A 23391-nucleotide genomic window follows, 5' to 3' on the forward strand; every position below is an offset into this window, starting at 1 on the left:
GATTACCCTACCAAATACTCGTGGAGCGCCAGCTCAAGGCGGTAGACGTCCTGGGCGCTGGCCAGCTCCCTGGCCGAGTGCATGGAAAGCAGCGGGATGCCCACGTCGACGGTCTCGATGCCCAGGCGCGTGGCGGTGATCGGCCCGATGGTCGTCCCGCAGGGCACGGAGTTGTTTCCGGCGAAGTACTGGGTGAAAAAGCCTGCGCGCTCGCAGGCACGCACCCACAGGGCCTCGCTTGCCGCGTTGGAGGCATACCGCTGGTTGGCGTTGACCTTCAACGCCGGGCCCTTACCCATGAGCGGGAAGTTCACGGAGTCGTGGCGGTCCGGGTAGTTGGGGTGGACGGAGTGCGCGGCGTCGGCGGACACGCAGCTTGACCGCGCGTACATGCGGCGCAGCCCGTCGGCGCCGGCGCCCAGCGCGGTGGCGGTGCGCACGAGGACGTCCTCCAGGATCGGTCCCGCGGCGCCAGTGGTGGACCCGCTGCCGATCTCCTCGTGGTCGAAGGCGGCGAGGACAAGAACGTCGGGCCCCGCCTCGCCGCCCGCTGCCGCCCGCAGCAGCGCTCGCAGGCCCGGGTAAGCGCTCGAAAGGTTGTCGAGGCGGCCTGCCGCGAGCAGGTCCCCGCCCGCACCGAAGAGCTCGCCGGGCTGGGCGTCGGCGGTGATGAGGTCGTGCGCGACGATGTCCCGCTTGTCGACGCCAGCGGCGTCGGCGACCACATCCATGATCGAGGCCTCCGGGTGGCCGACCGCGAAGATCGGCTGCAGGTGGCGCTGCTTGTCCAGGTGCAGCTGGTCGTTGATCGTGCGGTCGAGGTGGATCGCTAGGTGCGGGATGCGCAGCATCGGCGGGATGGCCACCAGCCTGGTGGAACCGTCGGCAAGCGCAATGCGACCGGCGAGCACCAGCTCGCGATCGAGCCACGAGCTGAGGATGGGGCCGCCGTAGACCTCGACGCCCGCCTGCTGCCAGCCGGCCGATTCGCGATCGCCGAGCGGCTTGAGCTTGAAGCCGGGCGAATCGTTGTGGGCACCGATGATCCGGAAGCCGGAACGCTCGACGCTGGCGCCCTCCGGCACGAACCACGCCATGAGCGCGCCGCCGCGAACCAGGAAGTGACCACCCGGGGTGGCCTCCCACGGCGTGGCCTCGTCCTGCCGGGCAAAACCTACGGCCTCGAGGGCTTCCGCCGCGCTCGCCGCCGCGTGATAGGAGCTCGGCGAGGAGGCGATGAATGAGATGAGATCGTTGGCGAAGGCCTCGGCGGCCTGCCGGGGGGAGGATTCACTCTGGGGGTTCGTGCTCATAGCTACCCAGACTAGTCGCCCGCCTCGACACGGCCCGCCTTGTGGAATCGCCCGCGCGGTTGGGGCTAGGCTTTCACTTTGTTATGAGTGTTCGCATCGCCTTGTCCCCCTCCCGCGCCAGCGACTACAAGCAGTGCCCGCTGCTGTATCGCTTCCGCGCCATCGACAAACTCCCCGAGCCCAAGACCGTGGCACAGGTCAAGGGAACCCTGGTGCACGCCTGCCTCGAGGACATGCACAAGTGGCCCCGCGAGGAGCGCATTTACCCGGCGGCGGTGAAGCGGCTCAAGCCGAACTGGGCCTCGATGACGGAAAAGGACGCCGACCTGCTCGAGCTCGTCCCCGAGGACGCCACCCTCGACTTCCTAGTGGAGTGCCGCACGCTGATCAAGGGCTACTTCTCCATGGAGAACCCGCAGGGGTTCGACGCGCACGAGTGCGAGATGTACGTGGACACGACGCTCCCCAACGGCGTGCCGGTGCGCGGTTTCATCGACCGCGTCGACGTGGCTCCCACCGGCGAGGTCCGCGTGGTCGACTACAAGACCGGCAAGAAGCCGCTGCCCCGCTATTCCCAGGACGCCCAGTTCCAGATGCGCTTCTACGCGCTCGTGTACTGGCGGCTGTTCGGGGTCATCCCCACCCAGCTGCGGCTGATGTACCTCAAGGTCATCGACTCAATGTTCCTGACCCCCTCCAAGGAGGAGCTGGAGTACTTCGAGCGCGACGTCGGCGAGCTGTGGGGCAAGATCGAGGCCGACGGGAAGTCCGGCCAGTTCCGGCCGAAGACCTCCAAGCTGTGCGACTGGTGCCAGCACAAGGCGCTTTGCCCCGCCTTCGGCGGGCAGCCGCCCGCCTACCCGGGGTGGCCGGACAAGGCGTAGCGAAACAAACAGCGGCCGCGAGCAGCGTCATTCTCCTGCTCGCGGCCGCTCTTTGGAGCCCGGTTAGAACAGGCCGTTGATCATTCCGTCCTCGACGTCGATGCCCAAGGCGGCGGGCTTCTTGGGCAGGCCCGGCATGGTCATGACGTCGCCGGTCAGCGCCACGATGAAGCCGGAGCCGATGCGCGGCAGGAGCTTGCGCACGTGCAGGGTGTGCCCCTCCGCGGCGCCGAGCTGGCTCGGCTCGTCCGAGAAGGAGTACTGCGTCTTGGAGATGCACACCGGCAGCGTGTCCCAGCCGTTCTCCTTCAGGTACTTGAGGTCCTTTTCTGCCTTCCACGAGTAGTGGATGCGGCCGGCCGAGTAGACGTTGGTGGCGATCGTCTCGATGGAGGCCTCGATGCCCAGGCTCGGGTCGTAGAGCTGGGTGGAGTCCTCGCGCAGGTTGGCCATGACGGCCTTGGCTAGGTCGATGGCGCCCTCGCCGCCCTTGGCCCACACCTCGACGGGAACGAGCTCCACGCCGAACTCCTGCGCCCACTTCTTCATCCAGGCGATCTCCTCGTCGGTGTCCGAGGCGAAGCGATTGAGCGCAACGATCGGGGTCACGCCAAACTGGCGGACGTTGCGGACGTGGGCCTCCAGGTTGGCCACGCCCTTGGTCAGCGCCTCGAAGTTCTCGGAGGTGAGCTGGTCCTTGGCCACGCCACCGTTGTACTTCAGCGAGCGGACCGTGGCCACGACCACGGCCCCGTTGACCGTGAGCCCGCCCACGCGGGACTTGATGTCGAAGAACTTCTCCGCGCCCAGGTCCGAACCAAAACCCGCCTCGGTGAGCACGACCTCGCCCAGCTTCAGCGCGGTGCGGGTGGCGATGAGCGAGTTGCAGCCGTGGGCGATGTTGGCGAACGGGCCGCCGTGGACGAAGGCCGGGGTGCCGCCGAGGGTCTGGACCAGGTTCGGGTTGATCGCGTCGCGCATGAGCGCGGTGAGCGCGCCCTCGACCTTGAGGTCGGCGACGGTGACCGGCTCGCCCTCGAAGTTCTGCGCCACGACGATGCGGGAGATGCGCTCGCGCAGGTCGTCGAGGTCGCTGGCCAGGCACAGGATCGCCATGATCTCGCTGGCGGCGGTGATGGTGAAGCCCGTCTCGGTGGGGGTCCCGTGCGCCTTGCCGCCCAGGCCGGTGACGATCTCGCGCAGGGAGCGGTCGTTGACGTCCATGCAGCGCTGCCAGGTGATGGAGCGGACGTCGATGCCCAGCTCGTTGCCCTGCTGGACGTGGTTGTCCACGAGGGCGGCCAAGGTGTTGGTGGCCGAGGTGATGGCGTGGAAGTCGCCGGTGAAGTGGAGGTTGATCTCCTCCATCGGGACGATCTGGGAGTAGCCGCCGCCGGCGGCTCCGCCCTTGATCCCCATGACCGGGCCGAGGGAGGGCTCGCGGATGGCGACGATCGATTCCTTGCCGATCAGCCGCATGGCGTCGGAAAGCCCGATGAGGACGGTGGACTTGCCCTCGCCCGCGGGCGTCGGCGAGATGCCCGTGACGAGGATGAGCTTTCCGCTCGCCTCGCCCGGGATCTTGGAGATGTCCACCTTGGCCTTCGTGGGGCCGTAGGTGATGAGCGCGTCCTCCGGGATTCCGGCGCGGGCGGCGATGTCCGTGATGGGCTCGAGCGTGTGAGCCTGGGCGATCTCGACGTCAGTAGACATGTAAACCTTTGTGAAAGTCGTGGGTGCATGAGGGGCGCCTGCGCCTGAGCGAGGCCGCCCGTTCGCGAGCGGGTACAAAACAGCCCCATTCTAGTTCGATACAGACCTCCCAAAGACCACCCAACGCGAAAACCACGGCCCCCACCCCCGCGACGGGGGCATGGGAACCGTGGTTGAGAACGCCTGGGCGCGCGCCGGTGCCCAGGAGCCGACTGTTCCTTAGTTGTCGAGGTACAGCTGGCCCCTAAACACCGGGTGCATGAGGTTTTCCACCGAGAGCACCTGGTTCAGGGTCTCCTCGTCCATGAGGCCCTTCTCCAGCACCAGCTGCTTGACGGACTTTCCCGTGGCGGCAGCCTCCTTGCCGATGAGGTCACCGTTGTGGTGGCCGATGAACGGGTTCAGGTAGGTGACGATGCCGATGGAGTTCTCCACGTAGGCGCGGCAGACGTCGGCGTTGGCGGTGATGCCCACCACGCACTTCTCGCGCAGCGTGTCGGCGGCGTTGCCGAGGATGCGGATGGACTGGAACAGCGCCTCGCCGATGACCGGCTCCATGACGTTGAGCTGCAGCTGGCCCGCCTCGGCCGCCATGGTGACGGTGAGGTCGTTACCGAAGACCTTGAAGCACACCTGGTTGACCACCTCGGGGATGACCGGGTTGACCTTTGCCGGCATGATGGAGGATCCGGCCTGGCGCGGGGGCAGGTTGATCTCGTGGAGGCCGGCGGTCGGGCCGGAGGAGAGAAGGCGCAGGTCGTTGCAGATCTTGGACAGTTTCATGGCGGCGCGCTTGACCGCCGAGTGGGCGAGCACGTACGCGCCGGTGTCGCTGGTGGCCTCGATGAGGTCGCGGGCGGACTTGATCTCCAGGCCGGTGACCTCCGACAGCGTCGCGGTGACCTGGTGGCGGTAGCCGGACGGGGTGTTCAGCCCCGTCCCGATGGCGGTGGCCCCGAGGTTGACCTCCAGCAGGCGGTTCGCGGCATCGCGGAGCACGGCCTGCTCCTCGGCGAGGTTGTGGGCGAAGCCCGCGAACTCCTCTCCGAGCGTCATGGGCACGGCGTCCTGGAGCTGGGTGCGGCCCATCTTGAGGATGTCCATGAACTCGTTCGCCTTGTCGCGGAAGGCGCCCTGCAGGCTGTCCATCTGTTCGATGAGCGTCATGAGGCAGGCGTAGACTCCGAGGCGGAAGCCGGTCGGGTAGGCGTCGTTGGTGGACTGGCTCATGTTGACGTCGTCATTGGGGTTGATGACGTCGTAGGCGCCCTTGGGCTCGCCGAGGTACTCGAGCGCCAGGTTGGCCACGACCTCGTTGGTGTTCATGTTGAGGCTGGTGCCCGCGCCGCCCTGAAAGACGTCGAGCGGGAACTGATCCATGCAGCGCCCTTCCTCGAGGATCTGGTCGCAGGCCCAGACGATGGCCTCGGACTTCTTGGCGGGCAGGGTGTGCAGGCGGCGGTTGGCGAGCGCTGCGGCCTTCTTCACATAGACCATGCCGCGAATGAACTCGGGCACCTGGTTGATGGTGGTGCGAGAGATCTGGAAGTTGTCGATGGCGCGCATCGTGTGGACGCCGTAGTAGACCTCGTTGGGCACCTGCATCTCGCCCAGTAGGTCCACCTCCACGCGGAACCCGGGCGCGGCCTCGACCTTGGCGGCGACCTCCTTCTTGGCCTGCTTGGTACCGGAGGCCTTTGCCTCCTTCGGGGCCTCGCCAGCCTTCTCCGCGGAGGCGGCCTTCTTTTCGGTGGTGGTGTCCTTCGACGTGACCTTTGCCATGGTGAGTTCCTTTGACAATCGAGTGATTCAACGACCTAGGTGGTTCTGGTTCAAGGCTAGCCACGCAAAAGCCCTCGCCGCCACGAAAATCTTCTAGGTATCTACCTGCATATCTACAGGTTGAACGATGAAGTAAGGGCACCTGCGGGTTCTATAGGCCTAGAGGTATTACCACGCCCCCGCGCGCCTGCCCCTACCGCAAGACTAGCCCCTTTCGGGGGAACTAAGCCCTGCTCGGCCGGGTTTCATTCGCTCGGAGGTGGTCGCCCCGGTCACTCGCGCCCTTTCCCGGGGAAAGGCAAAGCGCCCACCCCACGAACGTGAGGCAGGCGCCGTAGGCGTCGACAAGCAACGCGAAAAGCACGCCGCTAGACCAAGACGGAGCCGAAGAGGAAGCCGAGCGCGACGGCGATCGCGATGCAGACGGTGCCCGGAATGATGAATGGGTGATTGAACACGGCCTTGCCGATGCGGGTCGATCCGGTGTCGTCCATCTCGACCGCGGCCAGCAGGGTCGGGTAGGTCGGCAGGATGAACAGCGCGCACACGGCCGGGAAGGAGGCGACGGCGGTCAGCGGGGACACGCCGATGGCGAGGGCCGCCGGGATGAGCGCCTTCGCGGTGGCCGCCTGCGAGTACAGGAGCGCGGACGCGAAGAAGAGGACGACGGCGAGCATCCACGGGTAGCTGCCGAGCAGGTCGGAGGAGAAGTTCTTGATGGGATCGAGGTAGTTGTTGATGAGCGAGGTGCCCAGCCACGCAACACCGAGGACACAGATAGAGGCGGACATGCCGGAGCGGAACACCTGCGTGGTGAGGATTTCGTTGGCGGGAATCTTGCAGAAGACCACGATCGCGGTCGCGGCGGTGAGCATGACGGTCATGATCGCCTCGTTGCGCGGCAGCGTCGGGTCCGAAATGAGCCCCAGCTGGTCCGAGATGAGGGTCGCGTAGATCATGACCGCGAGGATCGCGATGAGGAAGATGAGCACCGAGCGCTTGGCCTCCTTGGTCGCGGTGTACTCGCGCTGGCCCTTCGGCGGCTCGATGACGCCCTGGGCCAGGCGCTCCTGGTAGACCGGGTCGTCTTTCAGCTCCTTGCCCATGTGGCTGGCGAGCCAGGCGGTCGGGAAGATGGCGAGGAAGGTGGCCGGGATGACCACGAGCAGCAGGTTGAGGTAGCCCACGCCGAGCGGCTCGACGGTCGCCGCCATGAAGACGACGGCCGCGGAGATCGGCGAGGCACAGATCGCCAGCTGCGAGGCGACGACGGCGACGGAGAGCGGGCGCGAGGGGCGCACGCCGGACTCCTTGGCCACCTCGACGATGACCGGCAGCGTGGAGAAGGCGGTGTGGCCGGTGCCTGCGAAGAGCGTCATAAGGTAGGTGACCACCGGCGCGAGATACGTGATGTGCTTCGGGTTGCGCCGCAGGACGCGCTCGGCGAGGTTGACCAGGTAGTCGAGGCCGCCCGCGCGTTGCATCGCGGAAATCGCCGCGATGACGGTCATGATGATGCCGATGACGTCGAACGGGATGGCGTCGAATTCGATGGGAACGCCGGTCAGTCCCAGCAAGAGTACGCCCATGCCGCCCGCCAAACCGATAGCGATGGAGCCGAGGCGCGCGCCCAAGATGATCGCCCCGAGGACGATGAGGATGTGGACGATGGCCATGAATATATCTCCCTTTACTAGTATCTATAGGGGGACAGAAATGCGATATTCTGTTGAGGTTACTTCCGAGCTAAGTCTCAAAAATCCGGAAAATCAACTTTTTCCAACGTAACCAAAAACGCATTTTGTTGATATTCTGTGGCTTTTCCCAAGAAAATGCGCGTGAGGCCGTCATCGTGCACGGCGGAGAGTGACCAAACAGACAAAACCCTAGGCCCGAATGGGGACCTAGGGTTCGTGCTTTTGGCTTGTCGACGCCTACGGTTTGCCGCCTCTTTGCCGCAGCGGGGATTAGTAGCCGCGAGCGATGTACTCGTCGATGCGCGCCGCCTCAGCGCCGACGGTGGTCTCGTCGCCGTGGCCCGGCAGCACCCGCGTGTCGGCGGGCAGGGTGAAGACCTTCTCCTTGAGCGAGGCGATGATCGTCTCGAAGCTGGAGTACTTCCGCCCGGTCGCGCCCGGGCCGCCGTTGAAGAGGGTGTCGCCGCTGAGCAGCGTGTCCTCGCTGGCGACGTAGGCGACGATGCAGCCCGGCGAGTGCCCCGTCGTGTGGCGGATCGAGACGTTCTCCCCGCCGAGGACGAACTGCTGCCCGTCGCGCAGCGGGGTGTACGCGGCGTTGCCGTTGGTCTCCTCCCACAGCGGCTGGTCGTCGGGGTGCAGGTACACCTCGACGCCGTAGTGGCTCGCCACGGCGGGCGCCAGCTCGCAGTGGTCGTTGTGCGCGTGGGTCAAGAGCACGCACTGGACGTTCCTGTCCCCCACGGCCGCGTAGACGGCCTCGGCGTCGTGCGAGGGGTCGACGATGATGACCTCCTCCTTCGATCCCTCCTCGTCCACGCTGGCGAGCAGGTAGACGTTGTTGTCCACCTCCCACTCGCCGCCATCGAGGCGGAAAACGCCGGAGGTCACCAGTTTCTCGATCTTCATGAAGGCCTCTTTCTGCTCTTAGCTTCGGTTCGCGCAGCTTATGGGTCGGGACTAGATCTCAACGACCGAACGTAGCACCTTGCCGGTCTTCATGGTGGCGAACGCCGCCTCCACGTCGTCAAGCCCCACGCGCTCGGAGACGAAGTCCTGCAGCGGGAAGCGGCCCTGGAGGGAAAGATCCACGTACAAGGGGAAGTCGCGCTCGGGCAGGCAGTCGCCGTACCAGGAGGACTTCAGCGATCCGCCGCGGCCGAAGAAGTCGATCGCCGGCACATCGAAGCGGGCGGTGAGGTTGGGGACGCCGACGAGCACCATGCGCCCTGCCAGGTCGCGGGAGTAGAAGGCCTGGCGGCTGGTGGCGGGGATGCCGACCGCGTCGATGGCCACGTCGGTGCCGAAGCCGTCGGTGAGCTCGCGGACGGCCTCAATGACCTCCTCCTCGCTCTTGCCCGCGCCGCAGACGGTGTGGGTGGCGCCGAACTTCGTGGCGGTCTCCAGCTTCTCCGGGTCAAGGTCGACCGCGATGACCTTGGACGCCCCGGCGAGCACCGCGCCCGCCACGGCCGCCATGCCCACGCCGCCGCAGCCGAACACGGCCACGGACTCGCCGCGCTTGACGTCCGCGGTATTCACGGCGGCGCCGAGGCCCGCCATGATGCCGCAGCCCAGGAGACCAGCGGCAGCGGGATCGGCGGCGGGGTTCACCTTGGTGCACTGCCCCTCGTGGACGAGGGTCTTCTCTACGAAGGCGCCGATGCCCAGCGCCGGGGTCAGCTCCGCTCCTGCGTCCGGGTCCCCCTCGGCGATCGTCATCTTGGCGGAGGCGTTGTGGGTGTTGAAGCAGTACTTCGGCTCGCCCTTCTTGCAGGCGCGGCACTCGCCGCACACGGCGCGCCAGTTGAGGACGACGAAGTCGCCCACCTCGACGTGGCTCACCTCTGTGCCGATCTTTTCCACGATGCCAGCCGCCTCGTGGCCTAAGAGGAAGGGAAACTCGTCGGCGATGTCGCCGTCGCGGTAGGCGAGGTCGGTGTGGCACACGCCGCACGCCTGGACCTTCACCACGACGTCGTGCGCGCCGGGCTCGGGAATGGCGATGCGGACGTTTTCGACGGGTGCTCCCTTTGAGCGGGCGATGATTCCATTAACGATTTCGGTCATGCCGGCAACCCTACCGAAGAATTTCTCCCCTCGCCGGGTTTACCTGTAAATCAATAGAAATTAATTGGCTGATGAAATGGGTTGCCAATAGAATCACCTCCGTGCGGGCACTCGCTTCCCTCCATGACGTGCGCCGTTACCTTCAGGAATGGCGAAGCCCCCGCCGCGTCCTTAATGAAAACGCCGGGGGCATACGTCGGTCGTTACGCGGCTCAATTCCGCCGCCCGCCAACCGGGGCTAGATGCGCGCGATGCGGATCTCGGAGGCGAGGATCGCCTGCGCGCCGAGTGCGGCGAGCTCGTCCATGATGTGGTTGGCGCGCTCGCGCGGGACCATGGCGCGGACCGCGACCCAGTTCTCCTTGGCCAGCGGCGACACTGTGGGGCCGGAGATGCCCGGCGTGATGGCCTCGGCGGCCTCGAGCTGACCGCGGTCGATGTTGTAATCGAGCATGAGGTAGTTCTGCGCGTGCAGGATGCCCTCGAGGCGGCGCAGGAAGACGCGCTGCTCGTCGTCGACCTCCACGCCCTTGCGGCCCACCACGATCGCCTCGGAGTTGCAGATGACCTCGCCGAAGGTCTCCAGCCCCTGCTTGCGCAGGGTGCGGCCGGTGGAGACGACGTCGGCGATGGCGTCGGCCACGCCTAGGCGGATGGAGATCTCCACCGCGCCGTCGAGGCGGATCACCTTGGCGTCGATACCGCGCGCCTCGAGGTCGGCGCGGACGAGGTTCGGGTAGGAGGTCGCGATGCGCTTGCCCTGAAGCATGTCCACGGTCCACGTCTGCGTGTTCGGCGCGGCGTAGCGGAAGGTGGAGGCGCCGAAGCCCAGCGGCATGACCTCCTCGACGTCGGCCTTGGAGTCGGCAGCGAGGTCGCGGCCGGTGATGCCCAGGTCCAGCTGGCCGCCCGCCACGTAGATGGCGATGTCCTTCGGGCGCAGGAAGAAGAACTCGACGTCGTTGGCGGTGTCCATGACGCGCAGCTGCTTCGACTCCCCGCGGCCGGCGTAGCCAGCCTCCTTGAGGATCTCGACGGCCGCCTCGGACAGGGAACCCTTGTTGGGGATGGCAATTTTCAGCATGTTTCGTGCACCCTTCATTGGTGGTGGAAGTGACTCCGCGCGCACCGCACGCGAAAAGGCCGCACCCCGCACCCGTGGCGACGGCCTAAAAGACGAGGTCCTAGAGGTACTTGTAGACGTCCTCGGGACGCAGCCCGCGCTTGACCATAATGACCTGGCACCAGTACATGAGCTGGGAGATCTCCTCCGCGAGCTCGTCGTCGGACTGGTACTCGGCGGCGAGCCACACCTCGCCCGCCTCCTCGACGACCTTCTTGCCCAGAGTATGCAGCCCCGAGTCCAGTGCCTTCACCGTGCCGGAACCCTCTGGTCGGTTCTCGGCGCGCTCCAATAGTTCTTCAAAGAGGCTGTCAAAATTTTTCACGCCTAATAGTATGTCACATTCCTCATGCAGAGGCGCCCACGACCTCGTACCAGTCGCGCACCATCTGCGCGGTCACCCCCGAAAACTCGATGCTGCCGTGCAGGGCCCGCATGGCGGTCACCGAGCGGGGAAGCTCGAGCGTCGACGAGTCGGGCAGCCCGACCACGCGGCAGCCGGCGGCCACCGCCCCAGTCATCCCCGCCATCGAGTCCTCGAAGACGAGGCACTCGTCGGGGTCGGCGCCGATGATGCCCGCCGCCTTCAGGTACATGTCGGGCGCGGGCTTGGGCGCGCGCACCTCGTTGCCGCACACGGTGGTGGCGAACAGCTCCTCCCCGATCACCTCGAACGGCGCCTCGGCGACCAGCCGCTCGGTGTTGGTGGCGATCGCCATGGGGACCGACTGGCGGTGCAGGTCGGTGAGCAGCTCGCGCACGCCGGGGCGCAGCGTGAGCTTCTCCCGCATGAGCCGCATGACCGTGGAGTACATCGTGCTGCGCCAGTAGTCGCGGTCGAGGTCTTTGGGGTCGTGGCCGCCGTTTCGGGCGGCGAGCTCGAAGGTGAAGTCGAAGTTGGTTCCCACCGTCTGCATCCGCTGCTCGAGGGTGAAGCGCTTGCCCAGAGCCTCGCTCATGGCGTAGGTGGCCTCGCCCCACAAGGGCTCGGAGTCGACGAGGGTGCCGTCCATGTCCCAAATAACCGCTTTCAGCATGTCCTCAAGAATAGAGCTCGAAGGGGGCCGAAGGCGAAATGCCGTAGGCGTCGGAAAGCGAAAGCAGCGGGCGGAAGACGAGGAAGTGAATTGACGTGGACGGATTGCCCCACGCCACGGCGTGTGCGCATCCGGCGCTGCCCACTTCCGCAAGCCATCAGCCCGAAATTATGTAGGGTGGGCACTACGATGACCCGCGGGAAGGCGTGCACCAAGCTGACTCACCCAGCGCGCGGAATCCCTCACACAGAATGAGTCGATAGGAATTTTCATGAAGAAGACACTCGGTATCCTCGCAGCCACCGGCCTGCTCGCCACGGGGCTTGCGGCCTGCTCCTCCGACGCGGCTAGCTCGGGCAGCTCAAAGATCGTGATCGGCTCGCAGGACTACTACTCCAACGAGATCGTCGCGGAGATCTACGCCCAGACCCTCGAGGAGAAGGGCTTCAGCGTGGACCGCGACTTCCGCATCGGCCAGCGCGAGGTCTACATGTCCGACGTAGAATCCGGCAACATCAACCTCTTCCCGGAGTACACCGGCCCGCTGCTTCAGTACTGGCAGCCGGACTCCACGATGACCAAGTCCGATGACGTTTACGCCGCGCTCGTCCAGGCCGCGCCGGGCAATCTACAGATCCTCCACCAGTCCCCCGCCACCGACCAGGACTCCTACGTGGTCACCCGCGAGTTCGCGGACAAGTACAACGTCCACTCGCTGGCCGACCTCAAGGCGCTCAATATCCCGATCACCATCGGCGGTAACTCCGAGCTCGAAAGCCGCCCGAACGGCCCGAAGGGCCTCAAGGCCAGCTACGACCTCGACGTCAGCTTCACCCCGATCGAGGACGGCGGCGGCCCGCTGACGATCAAGGCGCTCAAGGACAACTCGGTCCAGCTCGCGCTTGTCTACACCGCGGACCCCTCAATCAAGTCGAACGACCTCGTCGTCCTCGACGACCCGGCGGCGATGTTCAGGGCCTCCAACCTCGTGCCCATCGCCTCCAAGGACCTAGACTCCGGCGCCGTCGACGCGATCAACACCGTGAGCGAGAAGCTCACCACCGATGACCTCGTCTCCATGAACTCGGAGTCGGTCAACGATCAGAAGTCGGCCTCGGACATCGCCGCGGAGTGGCTGGAGAAGAACTCCTAGCCTTTTACTTTCGCTTGTCGACGCCTACGGCATCTCATCCTCGGCCCCCGGCTCGAAGTCGGAGAGCTCCTTGTTGTGGATTCCCACCCGGGCCGCGTTCGCGATGGCGAGCACGTCGATGAGCTCCTGCGCGATGGCACCCATGAGCGGGGTAAACAGCCCGAACACCGCGAGGATCATGCCCGCGATCGATAGCCCCATGCCGCCGATGACGCTCTGGAGCGCGATCCGCCGCATGCGCGTGCCGATGTGCAGCAGGTCGTCGAGGCGCTCCAGCGAGGAATCCAGCACCACCGCGTCGGCGGCCTCGCTGGTGACATCCGAGGTCGCCCCGAAGGCCACGCCGGCCGAGGCCGCGGTCATCGCGGGCGCGTCGTTGATGCCGTCGCCGAGGAAGAGCGTCGGCCCCTCCTTGGTCTTGGCGCGCACCATCTCCAGCTTCTCCTCCGGCGCCATGCCGCCATAGACCGTCTTGATGCCGACCTTGTCCGCGAGGTGGCGCACCTCCGACTCGCGGTCTCCGGACAGGATCATCATCTCCTCCACCCCGTGCTTATGCGGCAGGTGCTCGATGAAGCTGGAGGCGGACAGCCGCGGCTCGTCGCGGAACTGGAGGGTGGCGGCGTAGGCCTCGTCGATGAGCACGACGGACTCCATGCCCGTCGCCGTGGGCGGCAGCAGCGGCACCGACCCCGGGTCGACCGCGGCCAAGCCCTTGCGGTTGGTGACCCTCAGGCCGTGGCCAGCCACCGTGCCCACCAACCCCTGGCCGGGGCGCTCGGAGATCTCCTGCACCTCGGGGATGACAAGCCCCCGTCGTTCGGCCTCGTTGACGATCGCGGTGGCCAGCGGGTGCTTGGAGTACTTTTCGAGGGCCGCGCACAGCCGCAGAACCTCGTCCGCGCCGAATCGAGCGCCTTGCGGGGTGTCCACCTTGGTCACCGACGGGCGGCCGTAGGTCAGGGTGCCCGTCTTGTCGAACATGACGATCTTCACTCGGCCGACGTCCTCCAGCATGGCCGGGTTCTTCACGATGATCCCGCGCTTGGCGGCCAGCGAGATCGCGCCGATGATCGCCACCGGCACGCCGATGAGCAGCGGGCACGGAGTGGCGATGACGAGCACCGCGAGAAACCTCGACGGCTCCCCCGAGACGACCCAACCCAGGATTCCCAGCGCCAGCGCGATGAGCGTGTACCAGGCGCCCAGCCGGTCGGCCATCCTCCGCATGGGCGGGCGGTTGTTTTCCGCCTCTCGCAGCACGCCGACGATCTTCGCGTAGCGGGAGTCCTTCGCCGCGGCCTGGGCGCGGATCACCAGGGCGACCTCACCGTTGATTGCGCCGGAGATGACGGACGAGCCGGTGGACTTGGGCACGACGTAGGGCTCGCCGGTGAGGTAGGACTCGTCCATGGAACCGTGGCCCTCGACGACCTCGCCGTCGACCGGGCACAGCTCGTGCGGGAGTACGACGCACAGGTCGTCAACGCCGATCTCTTCGGCGTGAACGTCGTCGGTCCCCTCCGCCAGCGTGGTCCCCCGCAGGCGGTGGGCCACGGTGGGGCTGCGCTTGGCCAGCGCGTCGAGGGTCGCGGAGGCCCGCTTGGAGGCGGCCTCCTCCAGCGCCTCGCCGCCGGAGAGCATGAGCACGATGATGGCCGCGACCAGCCACTCGCCCATCACGACGGCGGCGATGATCGAGATGGCGGCGAGCAAGTCGGCGCCGCCCTTCGCCTTGATCGCGCCCTTGATCACGTCGATGGTCAGCGGTACACCGCCGATGACCACCATGGCCACCAGCGGCCAGTTCGCGGCCCAGCCCTCGAGACCAAAGGCGTAGCGCAGGAGGAGGTACAGGGCGATCGCGATCAACGTCGCGGTGGCGATGGCTCCCTCCTGCGAGGTGAGGAACTCTCTGAGACCGCGGCTGGGCGGGGAGCCTGCGGCGGCATTGCTGACGTGAGGGTCTTGAGTAACGCTGCTCATAACTTCCATTGTCGTCTAAGCGTGGCCGGTTATCACCCATGCTTAGGCTAGCCATTTACGCAGCTAGGGGAGCCTATCGTAACCGATAAGCTCCCCTAACCTAGGCACGCGCACCTAGACGTTGAAGTACTTCGCCTCCGGGTGGTAGAGCACGAAGGCGTCCGTGGACTGCTCCGGGTGGAGCTGGAACTCCTCGGACAGGGTGACTCCGATGCGCTCGGGCTCGAGCAGCTTCACCAGGGTCGCGCGATCCTCGAGGTTCGGGCAGGAGCCGTAGCCGAAGGAGTAGCGCGCGCCGCGGTAGTCGAGGTCGAAGAAGCGGTTCTTGTCGTGTGAATCCTCGTCGCCGGCGTGGGTGCCGTCCGAGAGCGCGAGCTCGGCGCGGACGCGGGCGTGCCAGTACTCGGCCAGCGCCTCGGTGAGCTGGACGCCGACGCCGTGGACCTCGAGGTAGTCGCGGTAGTTGTTCTCGGCGAACAGCTCGTTGGCGAAGTCCGCGATCGGCGTGCCCATGGTCACCAGCTGCATCGGGAACACGTCCACGTCGCCGGTCTCGGTCGCCAGCTCGCGGGAGCGGACGAAGTCGGCGATGCACAGGAACTTGCCGCGCTGCTGGCGCGGGAAGTGGATGCGCGCGATCTCCTTGGCGTCCGGTCGCGGCTCGTCGAGGATGACGACGTCATCGCCCTCGGAGACCGCCGGGAAGTAGCCGTAGACCACGGCCGCGTGGTCGAGGATGCCCTCGGACTTCAGGCGATCGAGCCAGTAGCGCAGGCGCGGGCGGCCGTCGGTCTCCACGAGCTCCTCGTAGGACGGGCCGTCGCCGCCGCGGGTCGCCTTGAGCCCCCAGCGGCCCATGAACAGGGCGCGCTCGTCGAGCAGCGGCAGGAAGTCGCTCAGGTTGAGGCCCTTGACGATGCGGGTGCCCCAGAACGGCGGGGTCGCCACGGGAACGTCCTCCGCCACCGCGCTGCGGGCCGGAACCTCCACCGGCTCCTGGGCGGCCTTGCGCTCGGCGGCGATGCGCTTGGAACGCTCGCGGCGCGCCTTGCGCTCCTGCTTCTTCTTCGCCTCCTCGACGGCCTCCGGCGAGAGCGGGTCGAGCCCCTCGCCGCGGGCGGCGGACATGAACTCGCCCATGAGCCGCAGCGACTCGAAGGCGTCCTTGGCGTAGTGAACCTCGCCCTCGAAGACCTCGGTGAGGTCGTCCTCGACGTAGGCGCGGGTGAGCGCAGCGCCGCCGAGGATGACCGGGATCTCGGTGATTCCCTGCTCGTTCATCTCCTGAAGGTTCTCCTTCATGATGACGGTGGACTTCACCAAAAGTCCGGACATGCCGATGGCGTCTGCGTTGTTCTCCTTCGCGGCCTCCAGGATGTTCGCGATCGGCTGCTTGATGCCGATGTTGACCACCTTGTAACCGTTGTTGGACATGATGATGTCCACGAGGTTTTTGCCGATGTCGTGCACGTCGCCCTTGACGGTCGCGATGACGATGGTGCCCTTTCCGCCGGAGTCGTCGGAGGCCTCCATGAACTGCTCGAGGTAGGCCACGGCCGCCTTCATCGTCTCAGCGGACTGCAGCACGAAGGGCAGCTGCATCTGGCCGGAGCCGAACAGGTCGCCGACGGTCTTCATGCCGTTGAGAAGGTCGTCGTTGACGATGTCGAGCGGGCTCTTCTCCTTCATCGCCTCGTCGAGGTCAGCCTCGATGCCGTTCTTCTCGCCGTCGATAACGCGCTGGGCGATGCGCTCGAGTAGCGGCATGGCGGCCAGCGCCTCGGCGCGGGCGTCCTTGGCCGAGGCCGCGGACACGCCCTCGAACAGCGCCATGAAGGTCTGCAGCGGGTCGTAGTCCTCGGTGCGGCGGTCGTAGACCATGTCGAGGGCGACCTTGCGCTGCTCCTCGTCGATGCGGTTCATCGGCACGATCTTGGAGCTGTGGGCGATGGCCGAGTCGAGGCCCGCCTCGATGCACTCGTTGAGGAACACCGAGTTGAGGACTTGGCGCGCGGCCGGGTTAAGGCCGAAGGAGATGTTGGACAGACCGAGCGTGGTGTGCACGCGCGGGTGGCGCTTCTTCAGCTCGCGGATCGCGTTGATCGTCTCGATGCCGTCGCGGCGGGTCTCCTCCTGGCCGGTGGAGATCGGGAAGGTCAGGCAGTCGACGATGATGTCGGACTCGTCGAGGCCCCACGTCTCAGTGATGTCCTTGATGAGCCGCTCGGCGATCTCGATCTTCTTGTCCGCGGTGCGGGCCTGGCCCTCCTCGTCGATGGTCAGCGCGACGACCGCCGCGCCGTGGCGCTTGACCAGGCGCATGATGCGCTGGTAGCGGGAGTTCGGGCCGTCGCCGTCCTCGAAGTTGACGGAGTTGACCGCGCAGCGGCCGCCCAGGTGCTCGAGGCCCACCTGGATCACGTCCGGCTCGGTGGAGTCGATCATGATGGGCAGCGTGGAGCTGGTGGCGAGCAGCGAGGCGAGCTTCGCCATGTCCTCGCGGCCGTCGCGGCCCACGTAGTCGACGCAGAGGTCGAGCATGTGCGCGCCGTCGCGGGTCTGCTGCTTGGCGATGTCCACGCACTTCTCCAGATCGCCCGCAAGCATCGCCTCGCGGAAGGCCTTGGAGCCGTTGGCGTTGGTGCGCTCGCCGATCATGGTGATGCCGGTGTCCTGGGTGAGGTTCACCGAGGAGTACAGGGAGGACACCGCGTCGTCCTCGGCCGGGTGGCGCTCGGCCTGGACCGCCGCGGGCTCCTCGGCCGTGCCGACGATCGCGTCGCGCACCGCGGAGATGTGCTCCGGCGTGGTGCCGCAGCAGCCGCCGACCATGCTGAGGCCGTAATCCTGGACGAAGCCGCGCAGCGCGACGCCCAGCTCGTGGGCGTGCAGCGGGTACTCGGCGCCGTTCTTGCCCAGCACCGGCAGGCCAGCGTTCGGCATGACCGAGACCGGGATGTGGGCGTTCTGGGAGAGGTAGCGCAGGTGCTCGCTCATCTCGTCGGGGCCCGTGGCGCAGTTGAGGCCGATCATGTCGATGCCGAGGTGCTCGAGTGCGGTGAGCGCCGCGCCGATCTCGGAGCCGAGCAGCATCGTGCCGGTGGTCTCCACCGTCACGTGGGTGACGATCGGCAGGCGCACGCCCAGCTCCTCGAAGGCCTCCTGGCAGCCGTGGACCGCGGCCTTGACCTGCAGGAGGTCCTGCGCGGTCTCGATGAGGATGCCGTCCGCGCCGCCCTCGATCATGCCGAGCGCGGCCTCCTTGTAGTAGGCCTTGAGGTCGGTGTACGGGGCGTGACCGAGCGAGGGCAGCTTCGTGCCCGGCCCCATCGAGCCAAGCACCCAGCGCCGCATGCCGTCGCGGCCCGGACCCATCTCGTCGGCGACGTCGCGGGCGATCTTCACGCCCTTGTAGGCCAGCTCGCGGCAGCGGTCGGCGATGCCGTAGTCGCCGAGGTTGGGCAGGTTGCAACCGAAGGTGTTCGTCTCCACGAGGTCCGCGCCGGCCTCGAAGTACGCGCGGTGGATGGAGGCCACGACGTCGGGGCGGGTGTCGTTGAGGATCTCGTTGCATCCCTCGAGGCCCAGGAAATCCTTGTCCACGTCGAGGTCGAACCCCTGCAGCTGGGTACCCATGGCGCCGTCGCCGATGAGCACGCGCTCCTTCAACGCGTCAAGAAAGGCGGATTTGAATTCAACAGTTGCGGTAGTCATCGAGTAGACAGCTTAGTGCGTCCCTAGGCATTCAGAGAACTTCCGCACCCGCCATGAATAAAATTCAGCCCCGCTAGGAATCCTCTTCTCCAGCCTCGTGCCATTGCGGCAGCTTGTCGACGTCTACAGCACCGAACCCCACCTCGGCGAGAGCTTCCTTCAGGATGTCCAGGAGATCTGCCATCTCCTCGTCCTCCACGACGGGAATGGCGCCAGCCTGCTCGTTGAGGCCGTCGATCTCCCGGTAGAACTCGAGGACTAGCGCCCCGGACGCGTCCGCCGGATCGGCGGGGCCAGCCCCGGCGGCGCGCTCGAGCTCGCCGAGGAGCCTTTCGAACGCCGCGCGCACCTGCGGGAGCAGGCTCGCGTCCATCGTGGGGTCCCACGAGTCATCTTCGCCGTGGACGTAGCTTCCGGAGGCGAACTCGGTGAGGAACTGAAAGGTCTCGTCGATGCGCGGACGCAGCCTGTCGGCCAGGGTCTCAGTCACGGTCATACACCCCATTGTCCCCGAACTAGGCGATTTTTACACCGAGAAGCGCGTCCACGGCGGTGGCCACGACCGCGCCCGCCTCGCTGAGCGCCGCGCCCGCCACGTACTCGCTGGCGCCTTCGGCCCAGGCGTCGATGAGCGCCAACGCCCTGGGCGTGTCGAGGTCGTTGGCCAGGCAGGAGCGGACCTGCTGCACGAGCAGCTCGGCCTCATCCACGGGGCTGTCCGCGCGTGCGGCCGCGCCCCAGGCGGCGAGCCGGGCCTCGGCGGCGCCGAGCACTTCGTCGGACCAGTCGCGGGACTTGCGGTAGTGCCCGGCGTAGACGCCCAGTCGGATCGCCGAGGGGTCGTGGCCCTGCTCGGTGAGCTTGGAGACGAACACGAGGTTGCCCAGCGACTTGCTCATCTTCACGCCGTCGAGCGAGATCATGCCGGTGTGCACGTAGTGCCCGGCCATGCGCTCGCTGCCGTAGGTGGCCTCTGCGTGGGCGGCGGAGAACTCGTGGTGCGGGAAGATGAGGTCGCTGCCGCCGCCCTGGATGGCGAAGTGGGAGCCCAGGCGGTTGGTGGCGATCGCCGAGCACTCCACGTGCCACCCGGGGCGTCCCGCGCCGAAGGGGGCGTCCCACCTGGGTTCGCCGGGCCGCGCAGCGCGCCAGATGAGCGCGTCCAGCGGGTCCTTCTTGCCCGCGCGATCCGGGTCCCCGCCGCGCTCGGCGAAGAACTCCTCCATGAGCGCGCGGGAGTAATTCGACTCGTAACCGAACTGCGAGGTGGCCGTGATGGAGGCGTAGATGTCCGGGTACTCCGGGTCGTCGACGACGTAGGCCGCACCCTTGTCCAGCAGCGAGCTCACCATCTCGATGACCTCGTCCACGGACTCCATCGCGCCGACGTAGTCGCGCGGGGGCAGGACCCCGAGCGCCTCCATGTCGGAGCGGAAGAGGTTGATCTGGCTGGTGCCCAGCTGGCGCCAGTCCACGCCGTCGCGCTCGGCGCGCTCGAACAGCGGGTCGTCGACGTCGGTGATGTTCTGCACGTAGTGCACCTTGAGACCATTGTCGATCAGCTGGCGCTGGATGAGGTCGAAGGTGAGGTAGGTGGCCGCGTGGCCCAGGTGGGTGGAGTCGTAGGGCGTGATGCCGCAGACGTAGACCCCGACCTCCTCGCCGGAGACCTCCACGGGCTTGATGACCTGATCCGCGGTGTCGTACAGGTTGAGCGCGACCGGGGTGCCGGCGACGGCGGGAATGGTTGGGACGGGCCAAGATTGCATAAGCACTACTCTAACCCGTGCCCGAATCCGATGACGATTCAGCCGGGATAGCAAAACGGCCTCCGGGTACCTCGTTGAACGAGGGCCGGAAGCCGTAGGCGTCGGAAAGCGAAAAGCTTAAGCGGCCATGACGCCGAAGCCGAGCAGCGCCATGACGATGAGGCCCACCGGGATGCGGTAGGCCGCGAACCAGCTAAACGAGTGGTGGGAGACGAACTTCAGCAGCCACGCTATGGACGCGTAGCCGAGCACGAAGGCGATCGCCGTGCCCACGAACAGCTGCGCGCCGCTGGCCGCCTGGCCCGCCTCGGGGCTAAAGGCATCGGGCAGGGAGAACAGGCCGGAGGCGAGCACCGCGGGGATGGCCAGGAGGAAGCTGAAGCGGGTGGCCACCTCGCGGTCGAGGCCTAGGAACAGGCCCGCGGAGACCGTGCCGCCGGAGCGGGACACGCCCGGGATGAGCGCGAGGCACTGGGCCAGGCCCATCCAGATGGCGTCGCGCATGGACAGGTCGTTGAAGTTGCGCTTCTTCGAGCCCCACTTCTCCGCGGCGATGAACACGAAGGAGAAGAGGATGAGCACGCTCGCCGTGATCCACAGGTTGCGCAGCGCCTCGCGGATGATGTCCTTGGCGAGGAAACCGATGATCGCCACCGGCAGGGTGCCCACGATGACCATCCAGCCCATGCGGTAGTTGAAGCCGCGCTTGTCCTTATTGAAAAGCCCCGCGAGCCACCCGGTGAAGAAGGTCCAGATGTCGCGCGCGAAGTACACGAGGACCGCCGCCTCGGTGCCCAGCTGCACGACTGCGGTGAAGGAGGCGCCGGCGTCCTTGCCCCACAGGAGCTCGGAGACGATGCGGAGGTGTCCTGAGGAGCTGATGGGCAGAAACTCGGTGAGCCCCTGCACGATGGACAAGATGATGGTCTGCGCCCAGGTGACGTTGTCGGAACTGGTGGCGGCCTGCGCCAGGATGGAGGTATCAATCACGCGGGATACGCTACTACTACAGTGGACACCGTGCAGGAAACGACATTAGGTTCAAGCGGACTCCGCATCTCCTCCCTGGGGCTGGGCACGGTCACCTGGGGGCGCGGCACCGACGCCGCGGAGGCCCTGGGGGTGTTGAAGGCCTTCGCCGACGCGGGCGGCACCCTGCTCGACCTCTCGCCCCAGGCGCTGCCGATGGCCGGCGAGCTCCTGGCCAAGTTTCCCCGGGGCCAGTTCGTCCTCTCCGTGACTAGTGGCGTGGACTTGCTCGCGCCCTTGGGGCGGCGCGTCGACTGCTCGCGCCGGGCGCTGTACCTCTCGCTCGACGAGGCGCTGAACCTGCTCGGGGTCGAAGCCATCGACCTGTGGAACGTCGGGCACTGGGACGCGCACACCCCGCCGTCCGAGGTTTCCTCGGCCATCGAGGCGATGCAGTTCCAGGGCAAGGTGCGCTACGGCTGCCTGCGCGGCTATACCGGCTGGCAGCTGGCGGTGACCTCCTCCCCCGCCATAGCCGCCGCGACCAGCGCGTACAACCTGCTCGAGCGCGCGCCCGAGACGGAACTCATCCCGGCCGCCGAACACCTCGGCGTGGGGTTCATCGCGGGCGCGCCGCTGGGCCAGGGCGTGCTGAGCGGAAAGTACCGGGCGGGCGGCTACCCCGTCGGCTCGCGCGGGGCCCAACCCACCGACTACGCCGACATCCACGGGCTCATCAACGGCTCGGACGCCGTGGTGGAGGCGCTGCGCACGGCCGCCGTGGGCCTGGGGATCTCGATGGCCACCGCCGCGATGGCCTGGGCGCGAACGCGGCCGGGGGTTGCCGCGGTCATGGCGACCCCGCGCACCGTGCAGCAGTGCGCGGAGCTCATCGCGAGCCAAGAGGTGGCGTTCCCCCGGGCGATCGCCCACGCGCTCGACGACGTGACCTTGTAGCCGTGGGTGCTCCGCCGAAGGTGGGATAGTTCCCCCAACTATCGATGGGGCCGCGATTCTCGCGCCGCTGCGCTCGGCCCCGCTGCGTCAAGGGGGATCCCCGCCGGGCGAGGTGGTAGATTGACTCCTTGTGAAACCAGCCCCTGAACTCCGCTCCCGTGGGGCTCGAAAGAGCCGCCGCCGGGCCGTTATGTCCCTGCTCGCAGCCTGTTCGGTCTCCGCCGCGGCGCTGAGCGCCTGCACCTCCGCCGAGAAGTCCTCGGACATCGACACCGCGACGATGGGCGACGCCACCGCCGCCGTCTCCCCCGCCTCCGCGAACCCCGCGGGCGAGGTAATCCCCCTCGATTCCGACATCGCGCAGGTTAGCGACATGGAGCGCGCGGGCGACACGCTGGCACTTCGCTCCGGCAGCAAGCTGCAGGTTGGCACCCTGGAGGAGTTCCGCTCGAAGGCCGCCACGACCCTCGACATCGACGGGCAGTGCGGCGACATGACCGCCACGGGCAGCACCTTCGTGCTCGCCTGCCCGAACGCGGTCTACCTCATCGACAAGGACGCCCCCAGCATGGACAACAAGGTCTCCTCCGACCGGAACCTGTCCACGGCCGTGCAGACCACGTCCGGCGAGATTGTCGCCGGCGTGAAGGACGAGGCCACCGTCGTGGTGATCAAGGACGGCAAGGAGACCAAGGACTTCTCCGTCGAGGATCCCACCGACGAGATGGTCGCCGTCCCCGTCGACGGCAAGCCCGACGCGATCGTGCGCATCAACCGCAAGTACACGATCATCCAGGATGTGAAATGGGCCGACGGTAAGCAGGGCGCCATCCTCCGCATGGGCAAGGGCGTGGGCCAGATCTCCCCGGCCGAAAAGGGCATGGTCTTGGCCTCCGACACGATCGGCAACCAGATCGGGCTCTACTTCGCCGACGACGTGATCCGCCTGCAGAAGACGATGACGGTTCCGGAGAGCCCGTGGGCCGTGGCCTGGGACCACAAGAACACCCTCGCGTGGATCGCCTCCACGAAGGAGAATCAGATCGTCGGCTACGACCCCTCCCAGGGCAACCTCGACGAGAAGACCCGCTACCAGTCGGTTGCGGACGTCCACAACATGACCGTCCTCGACGACGGCACCATCGTCGCCGCCTCCGCCACCGGCGCCGGCCTCGAGGTCATCCCCAGCGTCTAACCCCTCGCTCAACTACCCGAAGGATCCCG

At 66.8% G+C, this 23391-nt stretch carries 18 protein-coding genes; 4 read left to right on the plus strand and 14 right to left on the minus strand.

All coding sequences use genetic code 11. From position 1 onward, the window contains the following. Nucleotides 1–2 precede the first annotated feature (2 nt). Nucleotides 3–1313 (minus strand): M18 family aminopeptidase, encoded by a 1311-nt coding sequence (locus B843_RS07110; protein WP_025252822.1) that lies wholly within the window; start codon nucleotides 1311–1313, stop codon nucleotides 3–5. A gap of 83 nt (nucleotides 1314–1396) precedes the next feature. On the opposite strand from B843_RS07110, the gene B843_RS07115 reads away from it, so the two are divergent. Continuing rightward, nucleotides 1397–2197, plus strand: coding sequence for a RecB family exonuclease (locus B843_RS07115; protein WP_025252823.1), 801 nt, complete (start codon nucleotides 1397–1399; stop codon nucleotides 2195–2197). Nucleotides 2198–2260: 63 nt separating this feature from the next. Here the strand turns inward: B843_RS07115 and B843_RS07120 are convergent, their stop codons facing one another. The 8 genes from B843_RS07120 to B843_RS07155 all read right to left on the minus strand — a co-directional run bounded on the left by B843_RS07120 (nucleotide 2261) and on the right by B843_RS07155 (nucleotide 11619). Further along, nucleotides 2261–3910, minus strand: coding sequence for a formate--tetrahydrofolate ligase (locus B843_RS07120; RefSeq protein ID WP_025252824.1), 1650 nt, complete (start codon nucleotides 3908–3910; stop codon nucleotides 2261–2263). Between the two features lie 219 nt (nucleotides 3911–4129). After that, nucleotides 4130–5692 (minus strand): aspartate ammonia-lyase, encoded by a 1563-nt coding sequence (gene aspA / locus B843_RS07125; protein ID WP_025252825.1) that lies wholly within the window; start codon nucleotides 5690–5692, stop codon nucleotides 4130–4132. A 368-nt stretch (nucleotides 5693–6060) separates the two neighbouring features. Further along, nucleotides 6061–7368, minus strand: coding sequence for an anaerobic C4-dicarboxylate transporter (locus B843_RS07130; RefSeq protein ID WP_025252826.1), 1308 nt, complete (start codon nucleotides 7366–7368; stop codon nucleotides 6061–6063). A gap of 291 nt (nucleotides 7369–7659) precedes the next feature. Next, complete coding sequence (locus B843_RS07135; RefSeq protein ID WP_025252827.1) at nucleotides 7660–8298, minus strand: MBL fold metallo-hydrolase; 639 nt, start codon at nucleotides 8296–8298, stop codon at nucleotides 7660–7662. 51 nt (nucleotides 8299–8349) lie between these two features. Then, entirely contained in the window at nucleotides 8350–9459 is a 1110-nt protein-coding gene (locus tag B843_RS07140) for an S-(hydroxymethyl)mycothiol dehydrogenase (RefSeq protein WP_025252828.1), read from the minus strand. A gap of 238 nt (nucleotides 9460–9697) precedes the next feature. Next, nucleotides 9698–10543, minus strand: coding sequence for an ATP phosphoribosyltransferase (hisG, locus tag B843_RS07145; protein WP_025252829.1), 846 nt, complete (start codon nucleotides 10541–10543; stop codon nucleotides 9698–9700). A gap of 100 nt (nucleotides 10544–10643) precedes the next feature. Then, a complete protein-coding gene (locus B843_RS07150; protein WP_025252830.1) occupies nucleotides 10644–10907 on the minus strand; it encodes a phosphoribosyl-ATP diphosphatase in 264 nt (87 codons plus the stop codon). 22 nt (nucleotides 10908–10929) lie between these two features. Further along, nucleotides 10930–11619, minus strand: a complete 690-nt coding sequence (locus B843_RS07155; protein WP_025252831.1) for an HAD family hydrolase — start codon at nucleotides 11617–11619, stop codon at nucleotides 10930–10932. A gap of 271 nt (nucleotides 11620–11890) precedes the next feature. Here B843_RS07155 and B843_RS07160 point away from each other — a divergent pair, with 271 nt between their 5' ends. Next, on the plus strand, nucleotides 11891–12772 hold the full coding sequence (locus B843_RS07160; protein ID WP_025252832.1) for an ABC transporter substrate-binding protein: 882 nt from the start codon (nucleotides 11891–11893) through the stop codon (nucleotides 12770–12772). Nucleotides 12773–12796: 24 nt separating this feature from the next. Here the strand turns inward: B843_RS07160 and B843_RS07165 are convergent, their stop codons facing one another. The 5 genes from B843_RS07165 to B843_RS07185 all read right to left on the minus strand — a co-directional run bounded on the left by B843_RS07165 (nucleotide 12797) and on the right by B843_RS07185 (nucleotide 21231). Next, nucleotides 12797–14758 carry a heavy metal translocating P-type ATPase gene (locus B843_RS07165; protein WP_081751527.1) on the minus strand — a complete coding sequence of 654 codons (1962 nt, stop codon included), beginning with the start codon at nucleotides 14756–14758 and terminating at the stop codon, nucleotides 12797–12799. 114 nt (nucleotides 14759–14872) lie between these two features. Then, nucleotides 14873–18472, minus strand: coding sequence for a methionine synthase (gene metH / locus B843_RS07170; protein ID WP_025252834.1), 3600 nt, complete (start codon nucleotides 18470–18472; stop codon nucleotides 14873–14875). A 73-nt stretch (nucleotides 18473–18545) separates the two neighbouring features. Further along, entirely contained in the window at nucleotides 18546–18968 is a 423-nt protein-coding gene (locus tag B843_RS07175; protein ID WP_025252835.1) for a hypothetical protein, read from the minus strand. 19 nt (nucleotides 18969–18987) lie between these two features. After that, nucleotides 18988–20241 (minus strand): cysteine--1-D-myo-inosityl 2-amino-2-deoxy-alpha-D-glucopyranoside ligase, encoded by a 1254-nt coding sequence (mshC, locus tag B843_RS07180; protein ID WP_025252836.1) that lies wholly within the window; start codon nucleotides 20239–20241, stop codon nucleotides 18988–18990. Nucleotides 20242–20358: 117 nt separating this feature from the next. Further along, nucleotides 20359–21231, minus strand: coding sequence for an undecaprenyl-diphosphate phosphatase (locus tag B843_RS07185; protein ID WP_025252837.1), 873 nt, complete (start codon nucleotides 21229–21231; stop codon nucleotides 20359–20361). 30 nt (nucleotides 21232–21261) lie between these two features. On the opposite strand from B843_RS07185, the gene B843_RS07190 reads away from it, so the two are divergent. Together B843_RS07190 and B843_RS07195 are read left to right on the plus strand one after the other, a co-directional pair. After that, nucleotides 21262–22167, plus strand: a complete 906-nt coding sequence (locus tag B843_RS07190) for an aldo/keto reductase (RefSeq protein WP_025252838.1) — start codon at nucleotides 21262–21264, stop codon at nucleotides 22165–22167. Nucleotides 22168–22357: 190 nt separating this feature from the next. Beyond that, nucleotides 22358–23362 (plus strand): hypothetical protein, encoded by a 1005-nt coding sequence (locus B843_RS07195; protein WP_081751529.1) that lies wholly within the window; start codon nucleotides 22358–22360, stop codon nucleotides 23360–23362. The last annotated feature ends 29 nt before the right edge of the window (nucleotides 23363–23391 follow it).

Source organism: Corynebacterium vitaeruminis DSM 20294 (assembly GCF_000550805.1).
Taxonomy (GTDB): Bacteria; Actinomycetota; Actinomycetes; order Mycobacteriales; family Mycobacteriaceae; genus Corynebacterium; species Corynebacterium vitaeruminis.